Source organism: Leptolyngbya sp. CALU 1928 (assembly GCF_056784215.1).
Genome location: NZ_JBXBCE010000002.1, coordinates 64,277 through 82,435, shown reverse-complemented (window position 1 = coordinate 82,435; position 18,159 = coordinate 64,277). Strand labels below are relative to the sequence as shown.

Below are 18,159 nucleotides of genomic sequence, written 5' to 3'. Positions count from 1 at the left end.
GCCGCTAGCTTGAACAAAATGCTGAGACATAGGATCAATAAGGCATCGATCGCAAATTCACGAGGCTTGTATCGTCTTGCCATAGAAAGGGATTCCTACTCAGCGGGTAACAGGATGGTGAGTTGCTATCTATACTACAGTCGTTTTCTACTTACTTTCACCTCTCGCCTCTCATAATACCTGCCCAGCTTTAACCGTAAAAACCTGTGAGGAATTGAGCCATTGAGCATCAAAAGAGCCGAGGTGTGTGGTTGTAATTAAGGTTTGGAAGCGATCTTGAATGGCATCGAGCAGTTGATTTTGGCGGTTTAAGTCTAGCTCTGCCAACACATCATCTAGCAATAGCAACGGCGGTTCACCGATGACATCTTCAATCAGCTTGAGTTCAGCCAGCTTTAATGCCAATACGAGAGTACGCTGTTGTCCTTGAGAGCCATATTGTCGGGCAGATGTTTGGTTGATGCTGAAATTCACTTCGTCTCGATGAGGACCCACTAGGGTTGTGTGTTGATATTGCTCCGCGATCGCCCGCTCCTGGATTTTTGCTAAAAATGTCTGCTGTACGATAGCGGGGTCATCGCTTTGCAACTCCACATTCGGCAGATAGCTGATGATTAATTCCTCGGTACTGCCGCTAATTTCGCGATGCCAATAGGTCGCCAACGGTGCAATTCTTTGAACAACCCGTGCCCGTCGCCGAATCACCCGCGTTCCAGCAACGGCAAGTTGGGCATCCCACAGAGCAAGTTCAGATGTAGAAGGTGAGTGGTGAGTGGTGGGTGGTGGCTGGGAGTTCGGTGCCTGATCTCTAACTCCAGCCACCTGCCCCCTGAGTAAGGCGTTGCGCTGCCGCAGAATATGGGTATATTGCTGCAAGATAGACGCGTAAATCGGCTCTAGCTGAATCAGCAACGAATCGAGCCAGTGGCGGCGCTGCTCCGGTCCACCTCGAACTAAATCAAGGTCTAAGCTGGAAAACTGGACGATGTTTAGCGTTCCCAGAAAATCTAGCTGGCGGCGCAGGGATTGCCCGTTTAAGGCAACGGTGCGACGGCTGGAGTTTCTTAAAGTGATAGCGAGGTCAACAGTCCCTAAATCCCGCTCCAGTTGGGCAGAAATCTGCCCGATCGCCGCCGCATCTCGAATCAAATCGCGATCGCGAGATGCCCGATGCGATCGCAAGGTCGATAATAACTCCACCGCTTCCAGCAGATTGGACTTCCCTTGAGCATTGTTGCCCACCAGAATCGTTTTGGGAGCCGAAAACTCCACCGCTTGGTCTAAATAATTGCGAAACTGACGTAAATGAAGCGATCGGAGATACATGACACCTGAAATAACGGCAGAGATCTAAACCTGGCAAAAGCGTATCACTCAGTGCCAAGGATTCGCCTCAAGCGTACGACCTGTAGATTCTGCCTATTATTTTTTCCGCAGTGCAACCCAGCGGTAAACCAGTTTTTCCATTTCAATCCAAACAAACATCAACAAGCTAAATCCAATGCACACGCCTAACTCATTCAAGCTGAGAAAGTGAGTTCCAAAGAAGCTGCGGAGCGCTGGCACATAGATCAACATCAGTTGCAAAATGCTAGTCAACACCACCGATGCCAGCACATAAGGGTTAGAGAATGGGTTCATTTCGATCGTCAAGCGAGTGCTAGAACGAATTGCCATCGCATGACCCATTTGGGCAAGACAAAGGGTGGTGAATACCATTGTTTTCCAGCGATCGGGTTCGGGAGTGCCTTTCGTATAGTTGTAGGCTCCCACCATCAACACAATCGACAAAATGGCAAGAATTAAGCCAATTCGGAGCATATAAGCCCCCAAACCACGAGCAAAGATGCTTTCCTGCGGATCATAGGGAGGACGCTTCATTACGTTGGGGTCAGCCGGTTCGACCGCAAGCGCGAGAGCAGGCAACCCATCTGTGACCAAATTCATCCACAAAATTTGTAGGGGAGACAGCGGCACACCTCCCAATCCAATCAAGGGTGCGGCTGCGATCGTCAGAAGCTCACCAATGTTACTTCCCAAAATGTATTTAATAAAGCGGCGAATGTTGTTGTAAACTACCCGACCTTCTTCTGTTGCCGCTACGATCGTCGCAAAGTTATCATCCAGCAACACCATATCGCTGGCATCTTTACTCACGTCTGTGCCTGTAATGCCCATGGCAATGCCAATATCTGCCTGTTTTAGGGCGGGAGCATCATTCACCCCGTCACCCGTCATTGCCACAATGTGATGTTTGCGCTGCAATGCCTGCACAATTCGCAGCTTATGTTCGGGTGCCACTCGCGCATACACACTCACATTCTCAACCACTTGATCCATCTCAGCATCTGACATGGCTTGCAGATCGCGTCCGGTGAGGGCACGACTGGATTCAGTATCAGTTTTACTATCGTCTACTTGGACAATGCCTAGATCTTCTGCGACGGCTTGGGCGGTTAGTTGATGATCGCCGGTAATCATCACGGTGCGAATTCCGGCGGATCGGCACCGGGCGATCGCTGCTCGAACTTCAGGGCGGGGCGCATCTAACATGCCGATTAAGCCCAGCCAAACAAGGTCTTGCTCGACAAGCTCTTCATTCTGAGTATTGGGAACGGCGGTTAGCGGTTTGCATGAAAAACCGAGAACACGCAACCCGCGTTGTGCCATCTGATTGTTGCGCTCTAGGATGCGATCGCGTTGCTCAGCGGTTAGCGGTTGCGCTTCATCATTCACTTGAATTTTGGTGCAGCGCTCTAGAATCAACTCTGCCGATCCTTTGGTAAACATCATGTAGCGAGATGTGTCTGTGGTTGCGATCTCGTCTTGATTGGGTGCCTCCACAATCACGCTCATGCGTTTACGTTCTGAGGAAAAAGGAATTTCAGCCTGACGAGGCAGTTTGTCTGTTAATAAATCCTTTTGAAATCCGGCTTTTCCGGCGACCGATAGCAGCGCTCCTTCGGTTGGATCTCCTAAAATGACCCAGTCTCCGGCTTCTTTTTGGAGGACAGCATCGTTGCAAACGGTACAAGCAGTCAGCAAATTCAGCAGTTCCGGTTCGTCTTCTGGAGCCACTGGAAGGGCAGAATCTAGCTTTTCAGTGACGGTGTAAAATTTGCCGTCTGGATCATAGCCTTCGCCGCTAACTCGTAGAGAGGTCGTGCAGGTATCTAGCAGCTTGACGACCATTTTGTTTTGGGTCAGTGTGCCTGTTTTGTCAGAGCAAATAGTGGTGACGGAGCCAAGCGTTTCGACGGCAGGCAATTTGCGGATCAAAGCATTGCGGCGCACCATCCGTTGGGTTCCCAAGGCAAGGGTGACGGTGATCACGGCGGGTAAGCCTTCGGGCACGATCGCCACTGCCATACTCAGAGACACTTCTAATAGCTCTTGCCATGCGCCTAGACCGAGATAGAGGATGCCGCCGAAAACAACGATCGCGACTAACACCAATGCCCCGGTTACCAGCGTTTTGCTGAGTTGATCCATCCGCTGTTGTAAGGGCGTGGGTTCAGACTCCACGGATTGCAGCAAGGTGGCGATGCGCCCCAGCTCGGTTTTCATGCCCGTGTTGGTGACGATCGCGCTGGCTCGTCCTTGAACCACATCGGTTCCCTGAAAAATCAAATTAGTGCGATCGCCCAGAGAAGTATCTTCTGGTAGCTCCACATCCACCGCTTTAGTGACTGCCAGCGCTTCCCCAGTCAGCGCCGCCTCGCGGACTTGCAGATTTGCTTCCTCAATCAATCGAGCATCAGCCGCCACTTGCACCCCAGCTTCCAGCAGCATCAGGTCTCCGGGCACCAAGTCCTTAGAGTCTATTTCTGAGGGTTTGCCATCTCGAATCACCCGCACCCGTGAAGAAGTCATTCGCTTCAGAGCAGCTAAATCTTTTTCAGCTTTGATCTCTTGAAAGTAACCCAACATTCCGTTCAAGATGACGATCGCCAAAATCGCGATCGTATCTTTAAAGGGAATTTCGTTTGGTTTGAGGTTACCCGCTTGCAAATTGACAAAATCTAAGACCCCAGATACCACCGCCACTGCAATTAGCAAGATCAGCATGATGTTGGTGAACTGATCAAGCAGAATTTGCCACGGGCTACGTCCAGCAATTTCTTCAAGCTCGTTAACTCCATACCGTTCGCGGCTTTGGGTGACTTGAGACGTGGTCAACCCGGCTTGGCGATCGCTTTGAAAAGACTCTAGAGTTTTATCTACACTGGCTGAATGCCAAGATACAACGGGATTTGAAGCGGGATGGATTGTCATAGCAAGGTAGGGGAAAGGGATTACAGAGCAAGCAGCCGTTGAGTAGCGTGTTAGGATTCTACCTGACAGCACTATTATATAGTGCGAACTTTGTAAAAGTTAAGCCGCCAGAAAGCGCTGAAATTTGCTGAGTATTCCGTTGTTTGACTTGCCCTCCATTGCTTTATGGGTTCCAATCTTTTTACCATTGAACACTTAATTGGTCGGCAGGCTGAGCTAAATCAGGTCAGCCAAGTTCTGGCGACAGATGGCGACTTGCTCATTGCTGGAGTGCCTGGGAGTGGTCGCCGTACCCTGGTTCGGTATGCGGCTGAGCGTGTGGATGCTCGCATTATCGAAATTGACTGTTTGAGAGCCACCGACCGCGATCGCTTTCTGCATTTATTTACTGAAGGGCTGTTGCAAGCGTTTGAGTCTGCGGCGGAGCGATCGCTGATTCAACAATGGAGCGCCCAGCAGCCTATTCGTTTAGAAGATACTGCTAATGGAACGCAGCTAGTGTGGCATGGATCTACCGATGAATGGACGTTGCTGGAAGCCCTATTAGGGTTGCCTCAAACGTTGGCAGAAGGGTTAGTTTGCCGCGTTGTGATCGTATTTCAAAACTTTCCCCACATTCGGTCTTGGGATCGATCGCAGCAGTGGGAGAACTATCTTCGCCAAGAAATTCAGCGGCAGCCGCAGGTGAGCTATGCGTTTATTGCCACCGTTGCCGAAAGCTGGGTGCAACAGAGCGAGTTGCAAGTGGTGTTGTTAGGTCCATTGAAATCAGAAGATCTTCAGCCTTGGTTAGAGAAAGCCATGGCAACTCAAGGAATTACCTTTGCACCTGAAGCGCTAGACTTGCTTCTGGACTACGTGCAAGGCAACTTTGGCGATGCGATCGCCCTCATGCGCCGCCTTTGGCAAAATCACCCGCTTACAAAAATTGCTGAAGTGAGTCGCTTTCCATCTTTGCTCAGCGATGCGCCTCACGCTTCACTGCCTCCTTCCTCTTCCCCTCATCCGATTCAACCGGAGCAGGTTCACAACAGCACGCTTGAACTGGTTGAAGATCTAGCCCGAACTTTTGAAGCTTTGTTAATGTTGCTGCCGCCTAGCCAAGTAAGACTGCTGGAAAGTCTGGCGCTTGACCCAACTGATAGCCCTCATTCGCGGGAGTATATTCAAAAACATCATCTATCCCGTGGTGGCGGATTGCAAGGGGCGATCGCCAGCCTCCAACAAAAAGGCTTAGTCTATGGGGCTGAGTATGGCTACCGAATTACCATGCCCCTACTGGCGTTTTGGCTGAAACATCGATTGGCATAGATTAAAGAGTTCGGAGTTCAGGGTTTCGGAGTTCAGGGTTTCGGAGTTCGGGGTTTCGGAGTTCGGGGTTTCGGAGTTCAGGTACTCCCAACTCCGTACTCCCAACTCCGTACTTCCAACTCCGTACTTCCAACTCCGTACTTCCAACTCCGTACTTCCAACTCCGTACTTCCAACTCCGTACTCTCTACCCCGCGCTTTTGATGAAGTTAAGCAAAATCTCCCGATGAGGTTTTCCTAAAGGGCGCACTTGCTTGATCTTGGCAGAGTAGCGATCGCCCCGTTCAATGTCTTCCGATGTCAGCCACTCCAAATCCATGCCTTCGCCTAACACCAGTTCACTCACTGCTTTATCGAGTTGTCCATGGTAGACATAGCGAGTCACGTAGGTATCTTGATGGCAATCGAACAGAGCTAGATTGGGCGGGCAATAGCTGAGTTCTTCCATTAGTTCGCGCTGCACGCCCGTTTCAGCAGTTTCTCCAGGCTCTAAATGACCGCCAAAAAAGCCCCAGTGTCCGGGGTACAAAATATCAGGATTATCGTCTCGTAGCTGCATCAAAAACTTGCCACCTTGATGCAGAATCGCGATCGCTACCTTAGGAAGATCAGAAATTAGTTCAGTCTGAACGTCAGAGATCATGTAGATGATACCTCTCCAGTGATTCACAAATTTAGCTAAATCTGCTTATAGATTACGCAAAACAACTTAATAGTTCGTTAAGATTAAGCTTAATAGAAATACACATACTTCTCAGCAATCATCTCCCTCATATGAAAAGTACCTCCTTTGCATTGCGGCGCTCTTCCACCATTTTGGCTGTTAGTGTTTTGACTCTAACATTGCTAGCTGCCATTACCGGAGGCTTGCTTGCATTCAACTATCAGCCCACAGCAGGGGGCGCATTTGAGTCTTTGAGCAAAATAACGACTGATGTGCCCTTTGGCTGGCTGATTCGCCGAGTCCACGATTTGGCAGGTAATTTGGTGATTGTGGTGGCGTTGATTCAAATGGTGGTGATGTTCTTGGGTGAACGTTTTCGCCGCAGTTGGTTGACCGCTTGGATTAGTGGGATTTTGTTCATTTTGGCGGCGATCGGCTTAGGCTGGACTGCCATGCTGCTAGACTGGTCCCAAATTGGATTCTGGCGCTTGCGGGTGGAACTGGGCATCATTGAATCCATTCCGATCGCTGGACCGATTATTCGCAATATCTTGACGGGCGGCGGCGCGATCGGGTCCATTGCAGTCGGTCATATGTATGCATTGCATAGCTATGTCTTATCCATAGGAGCGCTGGTATTGTCTGTAGTCCATTTAACGGGGCTTGTGTTTCAAGAACGAGAAATTGCTCAGTTAGCGGTTCAGCAATCTACTTCAGAAGTAGTTCCTCAATCTACGCTTCCAACGCCCGATTCAGACAGCAACACAGTTGTACCTGTTTAACGCCATCTGGGGATTGACTCCCACTCAATTGCCGCTCCTATCCCTTCCTTTGCTGAAGCAGTAGGGTTTCTCGAAGAATATTGACGAACAATCAAAGACTATCACTCCTTCAGATAGAGAAAGTTTCATATATTCTCCTGTATAAACAGTTGAGAGAGCATTTTGAAGCGCCTAAAAAAGTGTCACTGACTACCTTCTAGTGCTTCTTTAAAGAACTTGCCCTAAACATGTTTGTATTATTTATTGGGAGAGAGAATCATGTCCTATACTGACCGACCTATTGACCGACCCATTGATTATGTTGCTGAACGTCCCATGGCGATCGCCACTGCTGAATATCACGATCGCGTTCGTTGGGGTCCAATTTTTGCCGGATTGGTGATTGCGCTGAGTACCCAACTAGTATTGAGTGCAATAGGTGCCGCGATCGGATTGACAGGACTTTCAGGTTCCGGTGCGCCTCGTTCTAATGCAGGTGATGTTGGCTCTGCTGTGGGTATTTGGTCAATTATCAGTTTATTCATTTCATTGTTTGTCGGGGGATGGGTCACGACTCGTTCCTGTGGAGCAATGAACAAAAATACAGCATTGCTGAATGGAGCTATCTTGTGGGCAACAACTCTAGCCATTAGCGCTTGGCTGCTTTCTAGCGGGGTTTCCGGCGCTTTCGGTGTCGCAGCTTCCAACGCTGGCGAAATTATTAATCAAGTTCAACAGGGCGGTGTTGATGTTCCAAACGCAACCCCTGGCAATGCGCCCAATGTGACCGCTCAACAAACGCGAGATATTGCGGGTAATGCAGCTAAAGTTGGCTGGTCGTTTGCTTTAGGTTCTCTATTGGGGTTGGTAGCTTCTCTGTTGGGGGCTTCTGCGGGTGCGCGTCGTCCTCGCGTTTCCACAACCAATACGCTCTAATCCTAGCGATCGCGTGAATTAACATCTTGATATTGGAATTGATATCGTTCGTTTTAAGCTTCGGCAAAGAAACGAACGATATTTTTGTTTGAGAATAACTACCTTTTATGTTCCGATTCGGCGCATTGGTAGCAAAGTATCTCTGCTGATAGAGGAGGCTTTATGAGTGCTTCGTTACAGTGTGATTAATCAAGTGAATCACCTATTCAATTGATCCCCAAGATTAAAAAATTATACATCGGAGAAAAACCATGTCTTTAGAAGATAAAGCAAAAGCAGCCGCTAAAAAGGTTGAGGGCACCGTCCAAGAGGGCGCAGGAAACCTTGCTGGAGATAGAGAAGCGGAAGCAAAAGGGAAAGCAAAGAAAACTGAAGGCGAAGCTCGTGAAGGGGTTGAAAAGGCAAAAGACACCGTCAAAGATGCGATTGATTAATCTTAGTTATCTCCTTTAACCACAGGGATTTAAGGAAGCGTTTGCATTTTTAGGAGTGCAGACGCTCACTCATTTTAAAGTAAGCGCAATAAAGTATTAAGTTGGCAGTGTGGGCTTTTGCAGCATCGGAGTTGTGCCCAGTGAAGCCGAATCACTCAATTGTTTGGCGGGTTAGGAACAGTAAAAAATCACGTTGTAGATATCAATACGGGCTTGTTTAGGTGCCGGATTGGTGGTTGTTCCAATTTGAGTTATTTTGGTTCGCTAACTGCACGATCGCATTGATTAGCTTTTCCGGTTCAACTGGCTTTGTAACATGGTTTTGAAACCCTGCATCAGCAATCTGCTGCTGATCTAATTCTCCAGCATAGGCAGTTAACGCGATCGCTGGAATTTGGTTTTCTGGTGATAGTTGAGATCGAATAGCACGAATTAACATATAGCCATCCATTTCTGGCATTCCAATATCGCTCACCAGGATATCGATCTTCGACTCCTGTAGAGCCGCGATCGCCTCCAGCGCAGAGGTGGCTGAGATCACTGTGGCTCCATCTTTCTGCAAAACAAATGTAGTAAAGTCACGTGAATCGGCATTGTCATCAACCACTAATATTGTTAATCCAGTGAGCGATCGCGATTTGAACGTGAGTGTAAAACTAGAATCATCTGCATCAGATGTAGAGGTTTTTTGATCAAGTAAAGGAAGCTGCACTGTAAAAGTGGCTCCTTGCCCTTCGCCAGGGCTGGCTACAAAGATCTTGCCGTGGTGTAGGTCAACAATTTGATGTGCGATCGCCAGCCCCAAACCCAATCCGCCAAATTTACGAGTTGTGGCTCCGTCTGCCTGTCGAAAATAATCAAACACATAAGGAAGAAATTCTGGACTAATGCCCTTGCCAGTGTCGCTAATTTGAATAGTGGCATGGTTAGAGGCTTGGGTTAAGCGAATATTAATCTGTCCCCCTTCAGGTGTAAACTTAATGGCGTTGGAAAGTAGATTCCAAACAACCTGTTGGAGTCGGGCAGCATCGCCTGGAACGTTACCAACATTTGGCTCAAAAAACGTTTGAATTTTGATTCGTTTTGCATCAGCGCTCAGGCGAACTGTTTCCTGAGCAGCAGTAATCATAAAAGTTAAATTAACTGGATAGATCGACAGCACTAACTTCCCTTGAAGAATGCGAGAAATATCGAGTAAATCTTCGATCAGTTGAGTTTGGAGTTTGGCGTTGCGCTCAATGGTTTCAAATGCTGCCGCGTGCTTATCGGGGGCTACCTTGCCAGTCCGCAGGAGTTTTGCCCAGCCCAAAATGGGATTCAGCGGAGTGCGAAGTTCATGTGACAAAACTGCCAAAAAATCATCTTTCATTCGGTTCGCATGTTCGGCTTCTGCTCGTGCCGCGTGTTCTTGCTGCAAAATGCGATCGCGTTCATGTTCCAGTCGTTTTTGATCATCGATATCAGTTGCCGTGCCAAACCATTTAATCACTTGCCCAAGTTCGTTTTTGGCAGCGATCGCCCGGTGCAAATGCCAGCGATATTCTCCATTTGCCCGTCGCATTCGTCCTTCGGCTTGATATTGTTCACCGCTTTGTTGAGCTTCCTGCCAGCATTCACTGAGCCTTGCCAGATCATCTGGATGAATCAATAGCTGCCAGCCTGCCGTTTGAACTTGAGAGAGAGTTAACCCAGTAAAATCTAGCCACCGCTGATTTACATCCAGCAGAGTCCCGTTTAGGTCGGCAGTCCAGATGATTTGCGGAATCGACTCCACCAAATATCGATATCGTTCTTCGCTTTGCCGCAGCGCCTTTTCTGCTTCCTTTGCTTCAGTGATATCAATCGTACTGCCTACAATTCGTATGGGCGCTCCGGCAGCATTACGTTCTACCAACCCCCGGTCATAAATATGTACATAGTGTCCCTGTTTATGACGAACGCGATATTCAACCCGATAGCGATCGCTGTGCTCCTTTTGTGCCCGCCCTTCTGTCCGACACTGCTGCAAATCATCGGGGTGAATGTGCTGATCCCACCAAGCTAGGGTCGGTTCGGCTTCGGTTAACGAATAGCCTAGAATACGGGTTAAACCTTCTGTTCGAGCAACAAAACCAGTTTGAATATCTACGTCATAAATCATCCCTCTAACTGCCTTGGCGGCGAGTTCAAAGCGATCGTTTGCCTGTTGAAGCTGAAGTTCGATCATCTTTTGGGTATGAATATCGGTAGAGGTTCCATACCATTGAATCACCTGTCCCTGCTCATTTTTAACGGGCACTGCTCGCCCTAAATACCAGTGATAAATGCCATCGGAGGCTCGTTGCAACCGAAATTCGGCTTGATAAGGGGTTTCAGTGGCGAGGGCAATTTTCCATTGCTCTATGTTTGTTTGCACATCATCTGGGTGCATAAACTGAGTCACCTGATCGCGATCGCGGGTTTGTTCTAGCGTTAGCCCGGTGTAGTGAACCCATTGATCACTCACATACTCCAGTTCGCCCACGGCATCAGTTGTCCAGACAATTTGCGGCATGGCATTCGCAAGCTGACGAAACTGCTCCTCGCTTTGCTTCAGAGCAGTCTCGGACTGGTGACGTTCCGCTTCAATTCGTTTTGCTTCGGTGATGTCTCGGTAGAAAATTCCTAAGCCTTGCGCCGATGGATAGGCATGGATTTCTAGCCAAGTATCATAGTTGGGTGGATCAAAGTAGTGATGTTCAAAATGCACAGGAACTTGTTCTGCCATTGCCTGTCGATATTGGCGTTCTAAGTTGGTGCCAACGGATGCTGTCCACACTTCCCAGTGGCTTATACCCAAAGTTTCTGCTCTGGGTCTGCCAGCAATTCGCTCACTTTCAGCATTTTGATAGATCACGCGCCAATCGCGATCGAGTGCCACAAAGGCATCGGTCATACTTTCCAAAATTTGACTGACGCGCTCATAGGCTAGTTCCGCCTCCTGTTGGGCAGTTTCGCTAATCAACCGTAGCTCGCGTTCCCGATTTGCGGCGACCCGTCGAATTTGCGAGAGTTTTAAGGTTGCTTCCACCCGTGCCAGGAGTTCCCGTGCTGAGAAGGGTTTCACCAAATAATCATCGGCTCCGACTGCCAGCCCTTCCACCCGCGATTCTTCGCCTGCGCGCGCTGATAGAAGAATTATGGGCACTTCCTTGGTCAGCGGATCGGCGCGTAATTGCTGCACTAACTCCAGCCCGTTGAGATTGGGCATCATCACATCGCTGAGGATTAAATCAGGCTGCTGCTCACGGGCGATCGCCAACGCAGCCGCGCCATCTGCAACCGTAGTCACTTGATATTGAGGAGTGAGCCTCCCCTTCACATAGTCCCGCATATCAGCGTTGTCGTCCGCTAGGAGAATGTGAGCAGTAAGTGTTGAATTTTGAGTTGTAGGATTGGGATTGAACTGAGCACTTAAAACTAAGAACTCAGAACTATTATTATTGTCTGGTAGCCAACGCAGTGCTTCTTCCACGTAGGGTGTGACACCAAGGGATGGGGATGTCAGGGCGGGAGTGGTGCTCAGGCGGTCGGGGGATAGGTGAGCGCTGCCGGTGGGAATGCGAATGGTGAAACAGGTGCCGCTATCCACAACGCTAGTGACTGAAATTGCGCCTCCATGTAGTTTGACCAGATCTTGAACGAGGGATAGTCCAATGCCAGAGCCTTCGTAGCTGCGTCCTTGTGCGCCTTCAACGCGATGGAACCGCTCAAATAAATGAGGTAGCTCTGCGGCGGGGATGCCGGTTCCGGTATCGCGCACTTGGAGGGTAACGTGATCGGTGTGCCAGTCTAGCTTGACTTCAATTTCGCCTGCAAACGTGAACTTAAAGGCGTTGGAAAGCAGATTGAGCACAATCTTCTCCCACATATCGCGATCGACATAAATCAATTCTGGCAGAGGTGGACAGGTGACTTGGAGGGTGATTCCGGCGCGTTCGATCGCCGACCGAAACATACTCGCCAACTCGCTCGTCAAGCTGGCTAAATCTATAGGCGCATAGATGACTTGCGATCGCCCTGCTTCCATCCGAGAAAAATCGAGTAGGGTATTCACCAGTTTTTGCAAGCGCAATCCATTGCGATGCATCATTTTTAGCTGGTCTTGTTCCTGTGAGTCCAACTTGGGGGCAGTGGTGGCAAGCATCTCTTCCAGCGGACCGAGCATCAGCGTTAATGGCGTGCGAAACTCGTGGGAAACGTTGCTAAAAAAAGTGGTTTTGGCGCGATCGAGTTCTGTCAAGGCTTCCGCCCGACGACGTTCTTCTTCATAGGCGGTAGCGTTGGCAATACTAGAGGTAATTTGAGCGGCAACCAGATCAATAAATCCTTGATATTCATCGTTGAAGAGGCGAAATGGGTTCAACCCAACAACCAATACTCCAGCCTTTCCGGTTCGTCCAGACGGTAAAATTGGCAGAACCACGGCTTGATGGGGAGAACGATCCCAAGCACCTGTTGGCAAATCATCCAGTGATGTCAAATCAGAAATCAAAACCGTCTTCTGTGTTGTGAGGACTTCTGCCAATGACCAAACCGAATCAGCGTTAAGGTCAACGATTCCAGGAACGGCGGCGTGTCTATAATCAATCCCACTGGTTCCAGCCAAAACAATCTGCTGCTGATCGGTATCAAGCAGATAAATCATGGCAAAGGGCAGGTCATATAGGTTTGTTTGCAGACATTGAATGCTGCTAGTACAAGCTTGGTCAAAGGTGCGAGCATCAGACGTTTTGGCGGCGAGTTCTCGCAGTAGCGCTAATTGCCGCCCGCCCACAATACGCTCAGTGTCGTCTGTATTAGCGCAGATAATTCCCCCCGGACTACCCTGATCATCGGGAATTGGACTGTAGGAAAACGTGTAGTAGGTTTCCTCTAGATAGCCGTTTCGCTCCATGATTAACAATAAAGCTTCGTCATAGGTGCCTTCATTGTGGAGAATGGCGGATTCTGCTCGCGGTCCAACTTGCTCCCAAATCTCATGCCACACGGCTGAGGCAGGTTGCCCCAAAGCCTTCGGATGTTTGCCTCCAACAATATCTCGGTAAGCGTCGTTGTAAAGATTAATCAGTTCCTTTCCCCACCAGACAAACATTGCCTGACGAGACGTTAGCATGATCCGCACCGCAGTCTTCAAACTCCGCTGCCATTGCTCTGGCGATCCTAGCGGAGTGGATGACCAATCAAACGATCGCATTAGGGCACCCATTTCGCCGCCGCCGTCAAGACATCGGATTGTCTTAAATGGGGTTATGTCGTTGCCGATTGGTTCTGCTGAAGAGTGCGATCGCATTCTGTCCTGTGCATCCATCATCGGCGATCGGCTCCATGGCTAAGAAGCATTACAACAAATAGCGTGGCAAAATTTTGTGTTTTCAGCAACGTTCTACAACGATGTAGCAACGAGGTTAGATCATTACCCATCCCATCCCTAAGCAAGATGGATTGAGAATCCTAATGAGAACACAGTATTTTCTACCCGTAATTATCTACTTTTAGACAGCCTCAATGCTCTACCTTTTGGGTGAAGTCAGAGTGCAAAACGGGGCATAGCGAGAGAATATTGTTTGGAGAAGAGGTGCCGCTATGATAAGCAGCCTAAACTGTTGACAATTCTGAGTTCACTTGGCTCAAATAAACGGCTGATTACCCGGATTGACTGCGTGGATATACTCACTGCCAGATTCTGGAAAACCATGACGGTAAGTCGCGTCTTCTGGATTGCCCCAGCCTAATTGCAAAATAACCTCAAGCTGACTAGGGTTTCCTTGCTGGCTTAAGCTTGCCCACTCAGTGCGTTGCATAATGCGATCGCCATCCTCCCGCGCCACCAGCCGATAAGCTTTACCCCCATTCAGGCTGAGATATAAATCCATCCCCTGCGTAACTCCATACCAAAACTCAAATAACTGAGTCTTTGCCGCTCTCAATAATTCCAAGTCTTCTGGGAGCGCTGCCAGTTGCTCATCAACCTTGGGAAAGTGCAAATGGTGTCCTTTTAGGGTTAACGTTTGCCAGACAATCCCTGAAATTTTATGTTGTCGCTGATAATCATGAACAGTGGCGCGAAAGTTGCGGTAGGCAGTAAATCGTTGGAGTCCTTCTGCTTGCAAGAACTTATCGATAAAGGGGCTGCCTGATGGACTCACCGCTAAATTTAGGCGTTTTCCAGCCATGCAAGCTTGCCGTTCATCTGCCAAGATTTTGATCAGGTCTGCGGTGCTATGGATCTGGGACATCAGCAACCTACCGAACGAAGGGCAAAAGTTTACTTGAGAAGAAGCATTCGTTTAAGTAATACGAGTTCTGCTATATTTATTCAGATATTTCGGCTACTTTCTCACACCTTCTTCGATTTTTTTAGATTGTGCGCTTCAGTATGGAGCGCGATCGTCGCATCAGAACAATCATTCCATCCTACTGAACTAACTCGGTGTTGATCTCATTAACAGGCTGGCGTTTTAGCTCAGACGATTCGGAGCGAGGCAACAGCTTAAACACTTTACGCAACACATCATCTAATTGTTCATAGGGAACGCTGCCTTTCTGATTGAAAACAACTTTACCTGTTTCATCAAACAGAACGGTTTGCGGCACTACTCCACTGTAGTAATATCCTGCTTCGGTTTTGGCGTAGTCTTTTTGGGTCGGAATGGCATCCACTCGTAAGGCAATAATGTCGGATACCCGACCATAGAAGGCTTGCAGTTGGGAGACAATAGTGGAATATTGTTTGCTATCACTATTATCGTCTATGTAAAAGACTAGTATGATTGGGCGTTTTCGCTCTAAAGCTTGCTCTAAGGTAACTTTAGGCGGTACAAGAGCGCCATTTCCTGCATACAGGGTGAAAATATCACCGTCATAGCGATCGTCGTTCAACCCTGCGATCGCCATCGGCATATTCAACACCGCTAATCCACTAACCAAAATCAGTAGGCTGATCGCAAAGAGGCTTAGTTTACGCCAAGACCACCGCGATCGCAGCCGAGAAAAAATAGGAAACCCAAAGAAGCACATACCATTCAGACTCATGTTTTATTCTTTAATTGTGAAGCAACGAAGGACAGGCGTGAACCCTAAACGCAAATGGCTTAGCTCGCAGCCTTAAACCAAAGTTGTAGCGAGTTTACTTTAGCTATACTAGAACTATACTTGGAAGCATGATGTGTAAAAGCACCTAAGACAGATTGTATCTAGCTATAGCCGCATCGCATCAGAAAGCTTGGTTGGAAAAAAAGCGGTTAGATATGAAAAACAACACGATTAATCAAAAACCAATTCGATCGCTTGATGATGCTCTAGATCGCTGTCAGGATTTAGGGATGCGCTTGAGTCGCCAGCGTCGTTTTATATTGGAACTGCTGTGGCAAGCCCAAGAACATATGTCTGCTAGAGAGATTTACGATCGCCTAAATCTGCAAGGCAAAGAAATTGGGCATACGTCCGTTTATCAAAACCTAGAAGCGCTTTCTAGCCAAAATATTATCGAATGCATTGAGCGATCGGATGGCAGGCTCTATGGCAATATCAGTGATTCTCATAGCCATGTGAACTGCTTAGATACCAACCAGATTCTAGATGTTCACATTGTCTTGCCAGCCGATATTCTTAAGCAAATTGAAGAGCAAACGGGCGTTCGGATTACGGACTATCACATTGATTTCTTTGGCTACCGCAACCCAGACCCCGCCAATAGCTGAGCAACCCCGAGGACGATGCTTTGATTAACCATGACTGTGCGATCGCGAAAAATTTCACTATTTGCGATCTAAACTATGTTTAAACAAAAGCTAGGGACTATACAATAGCGGCAAGCTGGAATGGGGATGAGTCCACTGATCAGGCGATCATCCTATCTCAGTTAGGCTGTTTATAGCAGTCGGCACTGAATTGTTGACACGGAAGCGCTGAAGGCATGGCACATAAGGCAATTGACCGATTTCGTCCCCAATTAGCGACGGAGCATCAGGCTGCATCCGACTCTCATTCTCCCGTTCCGCCTACTGAGCCAGAAGCCACCCTTCCCATAGAAATCGTCTCACAAACCGCCGGGCTGGAAATCTCAGAAGGAGCAAACCAGTCAACTCAATCTGAGCCTAATAGTCTAGTAGATGCGAGTAGCCCTAAAGAGGTAGAGCCATCAGTCGATGACCTTGATTTGTCTGTAAAAGCCGAGACACAGAAGCAAACAACGGCGGAATTATTTGCTCAAGTGACCTTAAAGCTGAAGCAAGGAGCAAAAGCGTTAGGAACGCCTTTGGTGTGGTTGGGAGTGGTGGCATTTTGTGGCGGCACCGGAGTGGCAGCGATCGCGTGGCTAACGGAGGTGCCGCCGAATCCTAATTGCCAGCAGCTATGGTTTTTTTCATCTGATGCCGAGCGGTTATTTTGTGCAGAACAAGCCGTGAGATCGGGCAGTGCAAGCGCGCTGGTAGCTGGATTAAAACTGATTGAACCGTGGCAAAATAACCACACATTAGAAAAGCCTGCCAAGCGACTCATGAGCGACTGGTCTAAAAATACGCTGGCGATCGCCAACCAAAAAGCAGGACAAAATAACTTAAAGCAGGCAATTTATTTAGTGAGTAAAGTTCCTGCCAATAGTCCGTTTTATAAAAATGCTCAACAAGCTGAAACTCGCTGGCGAAAAAGCCAAATCAAAGGCACCGCACTAGAGGCTGCGATTGAGAGTGCTTTAAAGCAACAAGAGTGGCAAAAAGCCGAAGCGCTGATTTTACCGTTTGCCAACCAACAAGATGAGTATTGGCAGCAGCAATTCATTCGGATGCAAGAGCGCATCATGACCGAGCGCCTATCCCACAATCAGCTTCAAGCAATCCGGGCAGACATCGGAACCGATCTCGTCAAAGCAGCGGGAAAATTGGGATCGGCAATCGCCCAAGTGGAGCAGTTACCGCCTAAAACCTATGCTCGTGCCAATGCCGAAGAGGAAGTAGTTCGCTGGCGCAAGGCATTAACCGAAAGTGCAACTCGGCAGTTGGAGCAGGGCAACTTGACAGCGGCGATCGCTCAGGCAAAATGGCTTCCTGTCCAATCTTTATCTCCCAACTTACAAAACCTGATTGAATTTGACCAGGCAACTCAATTAAACCGACAAATGCCTGCCGCCATCCCTACAGAGGAGAACTTTTGGCAGCTAATCAGCACCCTATCGACGTTGCGCCAGATTCAGCCCGGTCAACCACTGTATAGCGCAGTGCAACCCACGATCTCACCCTTAGAAGCCCGACTACAAGATTTAACCCAACTGCGGCTTGCTAAATTGGTCTCAGAGGCGCGATCGCTTCCAGTGCTGCCGTTTGCCATTCAAATAGCTCAAGGAATTACCCCTACTCGCCCTCATCGTCTTTATGCTCAAACGTTAATTTCGGTTTGGCAGCAGGATACTCAACAAATGAGCGATCGCGCCAATATCATTGCGGCTGAAAAATTTGCGGCACTGGGAACAACCCCGGCATTGACCACCGCGATCGCCCACGCGAGTCGAGTGCCCCTAGGAAGACCGCTGCGCCCCACTGCCCAAGCTGCCGTTTTTGACTGGAAACAACGTCTTCTCGACCTTGAAGATCAAGCAATACTAGACCAAGCCCAAAAATTGGCAACTGCAAAACAGTATACTCAGGCGATTCAGCTTGCGAATAAGATTGGGGATGGTCGCCCACTGTACAATTCAGCGCAAACTTTTGTTCAACAGTGGAGCCTTAATGAAAGCGATCGTTCTCCAGAAGAGCAGTAGC

12 protein-coding genes are annotated in these 18,159 nt (G+C 48.6%); 6 read left to right on the top strand and 6 right to left on the bottom strand.

Annotated elements, in window-relative coordinates; translation table 11 throughout:
• Window positions 1-171: 171 nt before the first annotated feature.
• Together recF and AC1S5B_RS15950 are read right to left on the bottom strand one after the other, a co-directional pair.
• Window positions 172-1,326 carry a DNA replication/repair protein RecF gene (recF, locus tag AC1S5B_RS15955; RefSeq protein ID WP_482036693.1) on the bottom strand — a complete coding sequence of 385 codons (1,155 nt, stop codon included), beginning with the start codon at window positions 1,324-1,326 and terminating at the stop codon, window positions 172-174.
• Window positions 1,327-1,422: 96 nt separating this feature from the next.
• Window positions 1,423-4,275 carry a cation-translocating P-type ATPase gene (locus AC1S5B_RS15950; RefSeq protein ID WP_482036692.1) on the bottom strand — a complete coding sequence of 951 codons (2,853 nt, stop codon included), beginning with the start codon at window positions 4,273-4,275 and terminating at the stop codon, window positions 1,423-1,425.
• A 165-nt stretch (window positions 4,276-4,440) separates the two neighbouring features.
• Between AC1S5B_RS15950 and AC1S5B_RS15945 the strand changes: the two genes are divergently transcribed.
• Complete coding sequence (locus AC1S5B_RS15945) at window positions 4,441-5,586, top strand: ATP-binding protein (RefSeq protein WP_482036691.1); 1,146 nt, start codon at window positions 4,441-4,443, stop codon at window positions 5,584-5,586.
• Between the two features lie 186 nt (window positions 5,587-5,772).
• Here the strand turns inward: AC1S5B_RS15945 and AC1S5B_RS15940 are convergent, their stop codons facing one another.
• Window positions 5,773-6,228: an NUDIX hydrolase gene (locus tag AC1S5B_RS15940; RefSeq protein ID WP_482036690.1), complete on the bottom strand. Its 456-nt coding sequence runs from the start codon at window positions 6,226-6,228 to the stop codon at window positions 5,773-5,775.
• Between the two features lie 131 nt (window positions 6,229-6,359).
• Here AC1S5B_RS15940 and AC1S5B_RS15935 point away from each other — a divergent pair, with 131 nt between their 5' ends.
• The 3 genes from AC1S5B_RS15935 (at window position 6,360) to AC1S5B_RS15925 (ending at window position 8,380) form a co-directional block, all read left to right on the top strand.
• A complete protein-coding gene (locus tag AC1S5B_RS15935; RefSeq protein WP_482036689.1) occupies window positions 6,360-7,031 on the top strand; it encodes a cytochrome b N-terminal domain-containing protein in 672 nt (223 codons plus the stop codon).
• Between the two features lie 258 nt (window positions 7,032-7,289).
• A complete protein-coding gene (locus tag AC1S5B_RS15930) occupies window positions 7,290-7,946 on the top strand; it encodes a hypothetical protein (protein WP_482036688.1) in 657 nt (218 codons plus the stop codon).
• A 251-nt stretch (window positions 7,947-8,197) separates the two neighbouring features.
• The gene (locus tag AC1S5B_RS15925) at window positions 8,198-8,380 is read left to right on the top strand and encodes a CsbD family protein (protein ID WP_482036687.1); all 183 of its coding nucleotides are present in this window, start codon (window positions 8,198-8,200) and stop codon (window positions 8,378-8,380) included.
• 217 nt (window positions 8,381-8,597) lie between these two features.
• On the opposite strand, the gene AC1S5B_RS15920 is transcribed toward AC1S5B_RS15925, so the two are convergent.
• The 3 genes from AC1S5B_RS15920 to AC1S5B_RS15910 all read right to left on the bottom strand — a co-directional run bounded on the left by AC1S5B_RS15920 (window position 8,598) and on the right by AC1S5B_RS15910 (window position 15,433).
• Entirely contained in the window at window positions 8,598-13,712 is a 5,115-nt protein-coding gene (locus tag AC1S5B_RS15920) for an ATP-binding protein (protein WP_482036686.1), read from the bottom strand.
• A gap of 316 nt (window positions 13,713-14,028) precedes the next feature.
• A complete protein-coding gene (locus AC1S5B_RS15915; protein WP_482036685.1) occupies window positions 14,029-14,637 on the bottom strand; it encodes a hypothetical protein in 609 nt (202 codons plus the stop codon).
• Between the two features lie 178 nt (window positions 14,638-14,815).
• Window positions 14,816-15,433 (bottom strand): thylakoid membrane photosystem I accumulation factor, encoded by a 618-nt coding sequence (locus tag AC1S5B_RS15910; RefSeq protein ID WP_482036684.1) that lies wholly within the window; start codon window positions 15,431-15,433, stop codon window positions 14,816-14,818.
• Between the two features lie 215 nt (window positions 15,434-15,648).
• Between AC1S5B_RS15910 and AC1S5B_RS15905 the strand changes: the two genes are divergently transcribed.
• Both AC1S5B_RS15905 and AC1S5B_RS15900 read left to right on the top strand, forming a co-directional pair.
• Window positions 15,649-16,101 carry a Fur family transcriptional regulator gene (locus AC1S5B_RS15905; RefSeq protein ID WP_482036683.1) on the top strand — a complete coding sequence of 151 codons (453 nt, stop codon included), beginning with the start codon at window positions 15,649-15,651 and terminating at the stop codon, window positions 16,099-16,101.
• A gap of 215 nt (window positions 16,102-16,316) precedes the next feature.
• The gene (locus AC1S5B_RS15900; RefSeq protein WP_482036682.1) at window positions 16,317-18,158 is read left to right on the top strand and encodes a hypothetical protein; all 1,842 of its coding nucleotides are present in this window, start codon (window positions 16,317-16,319) and stop codon (window positions 18,156-18,158) included.
• Window position 18,159: the final 1 nt, after the last annotated feature.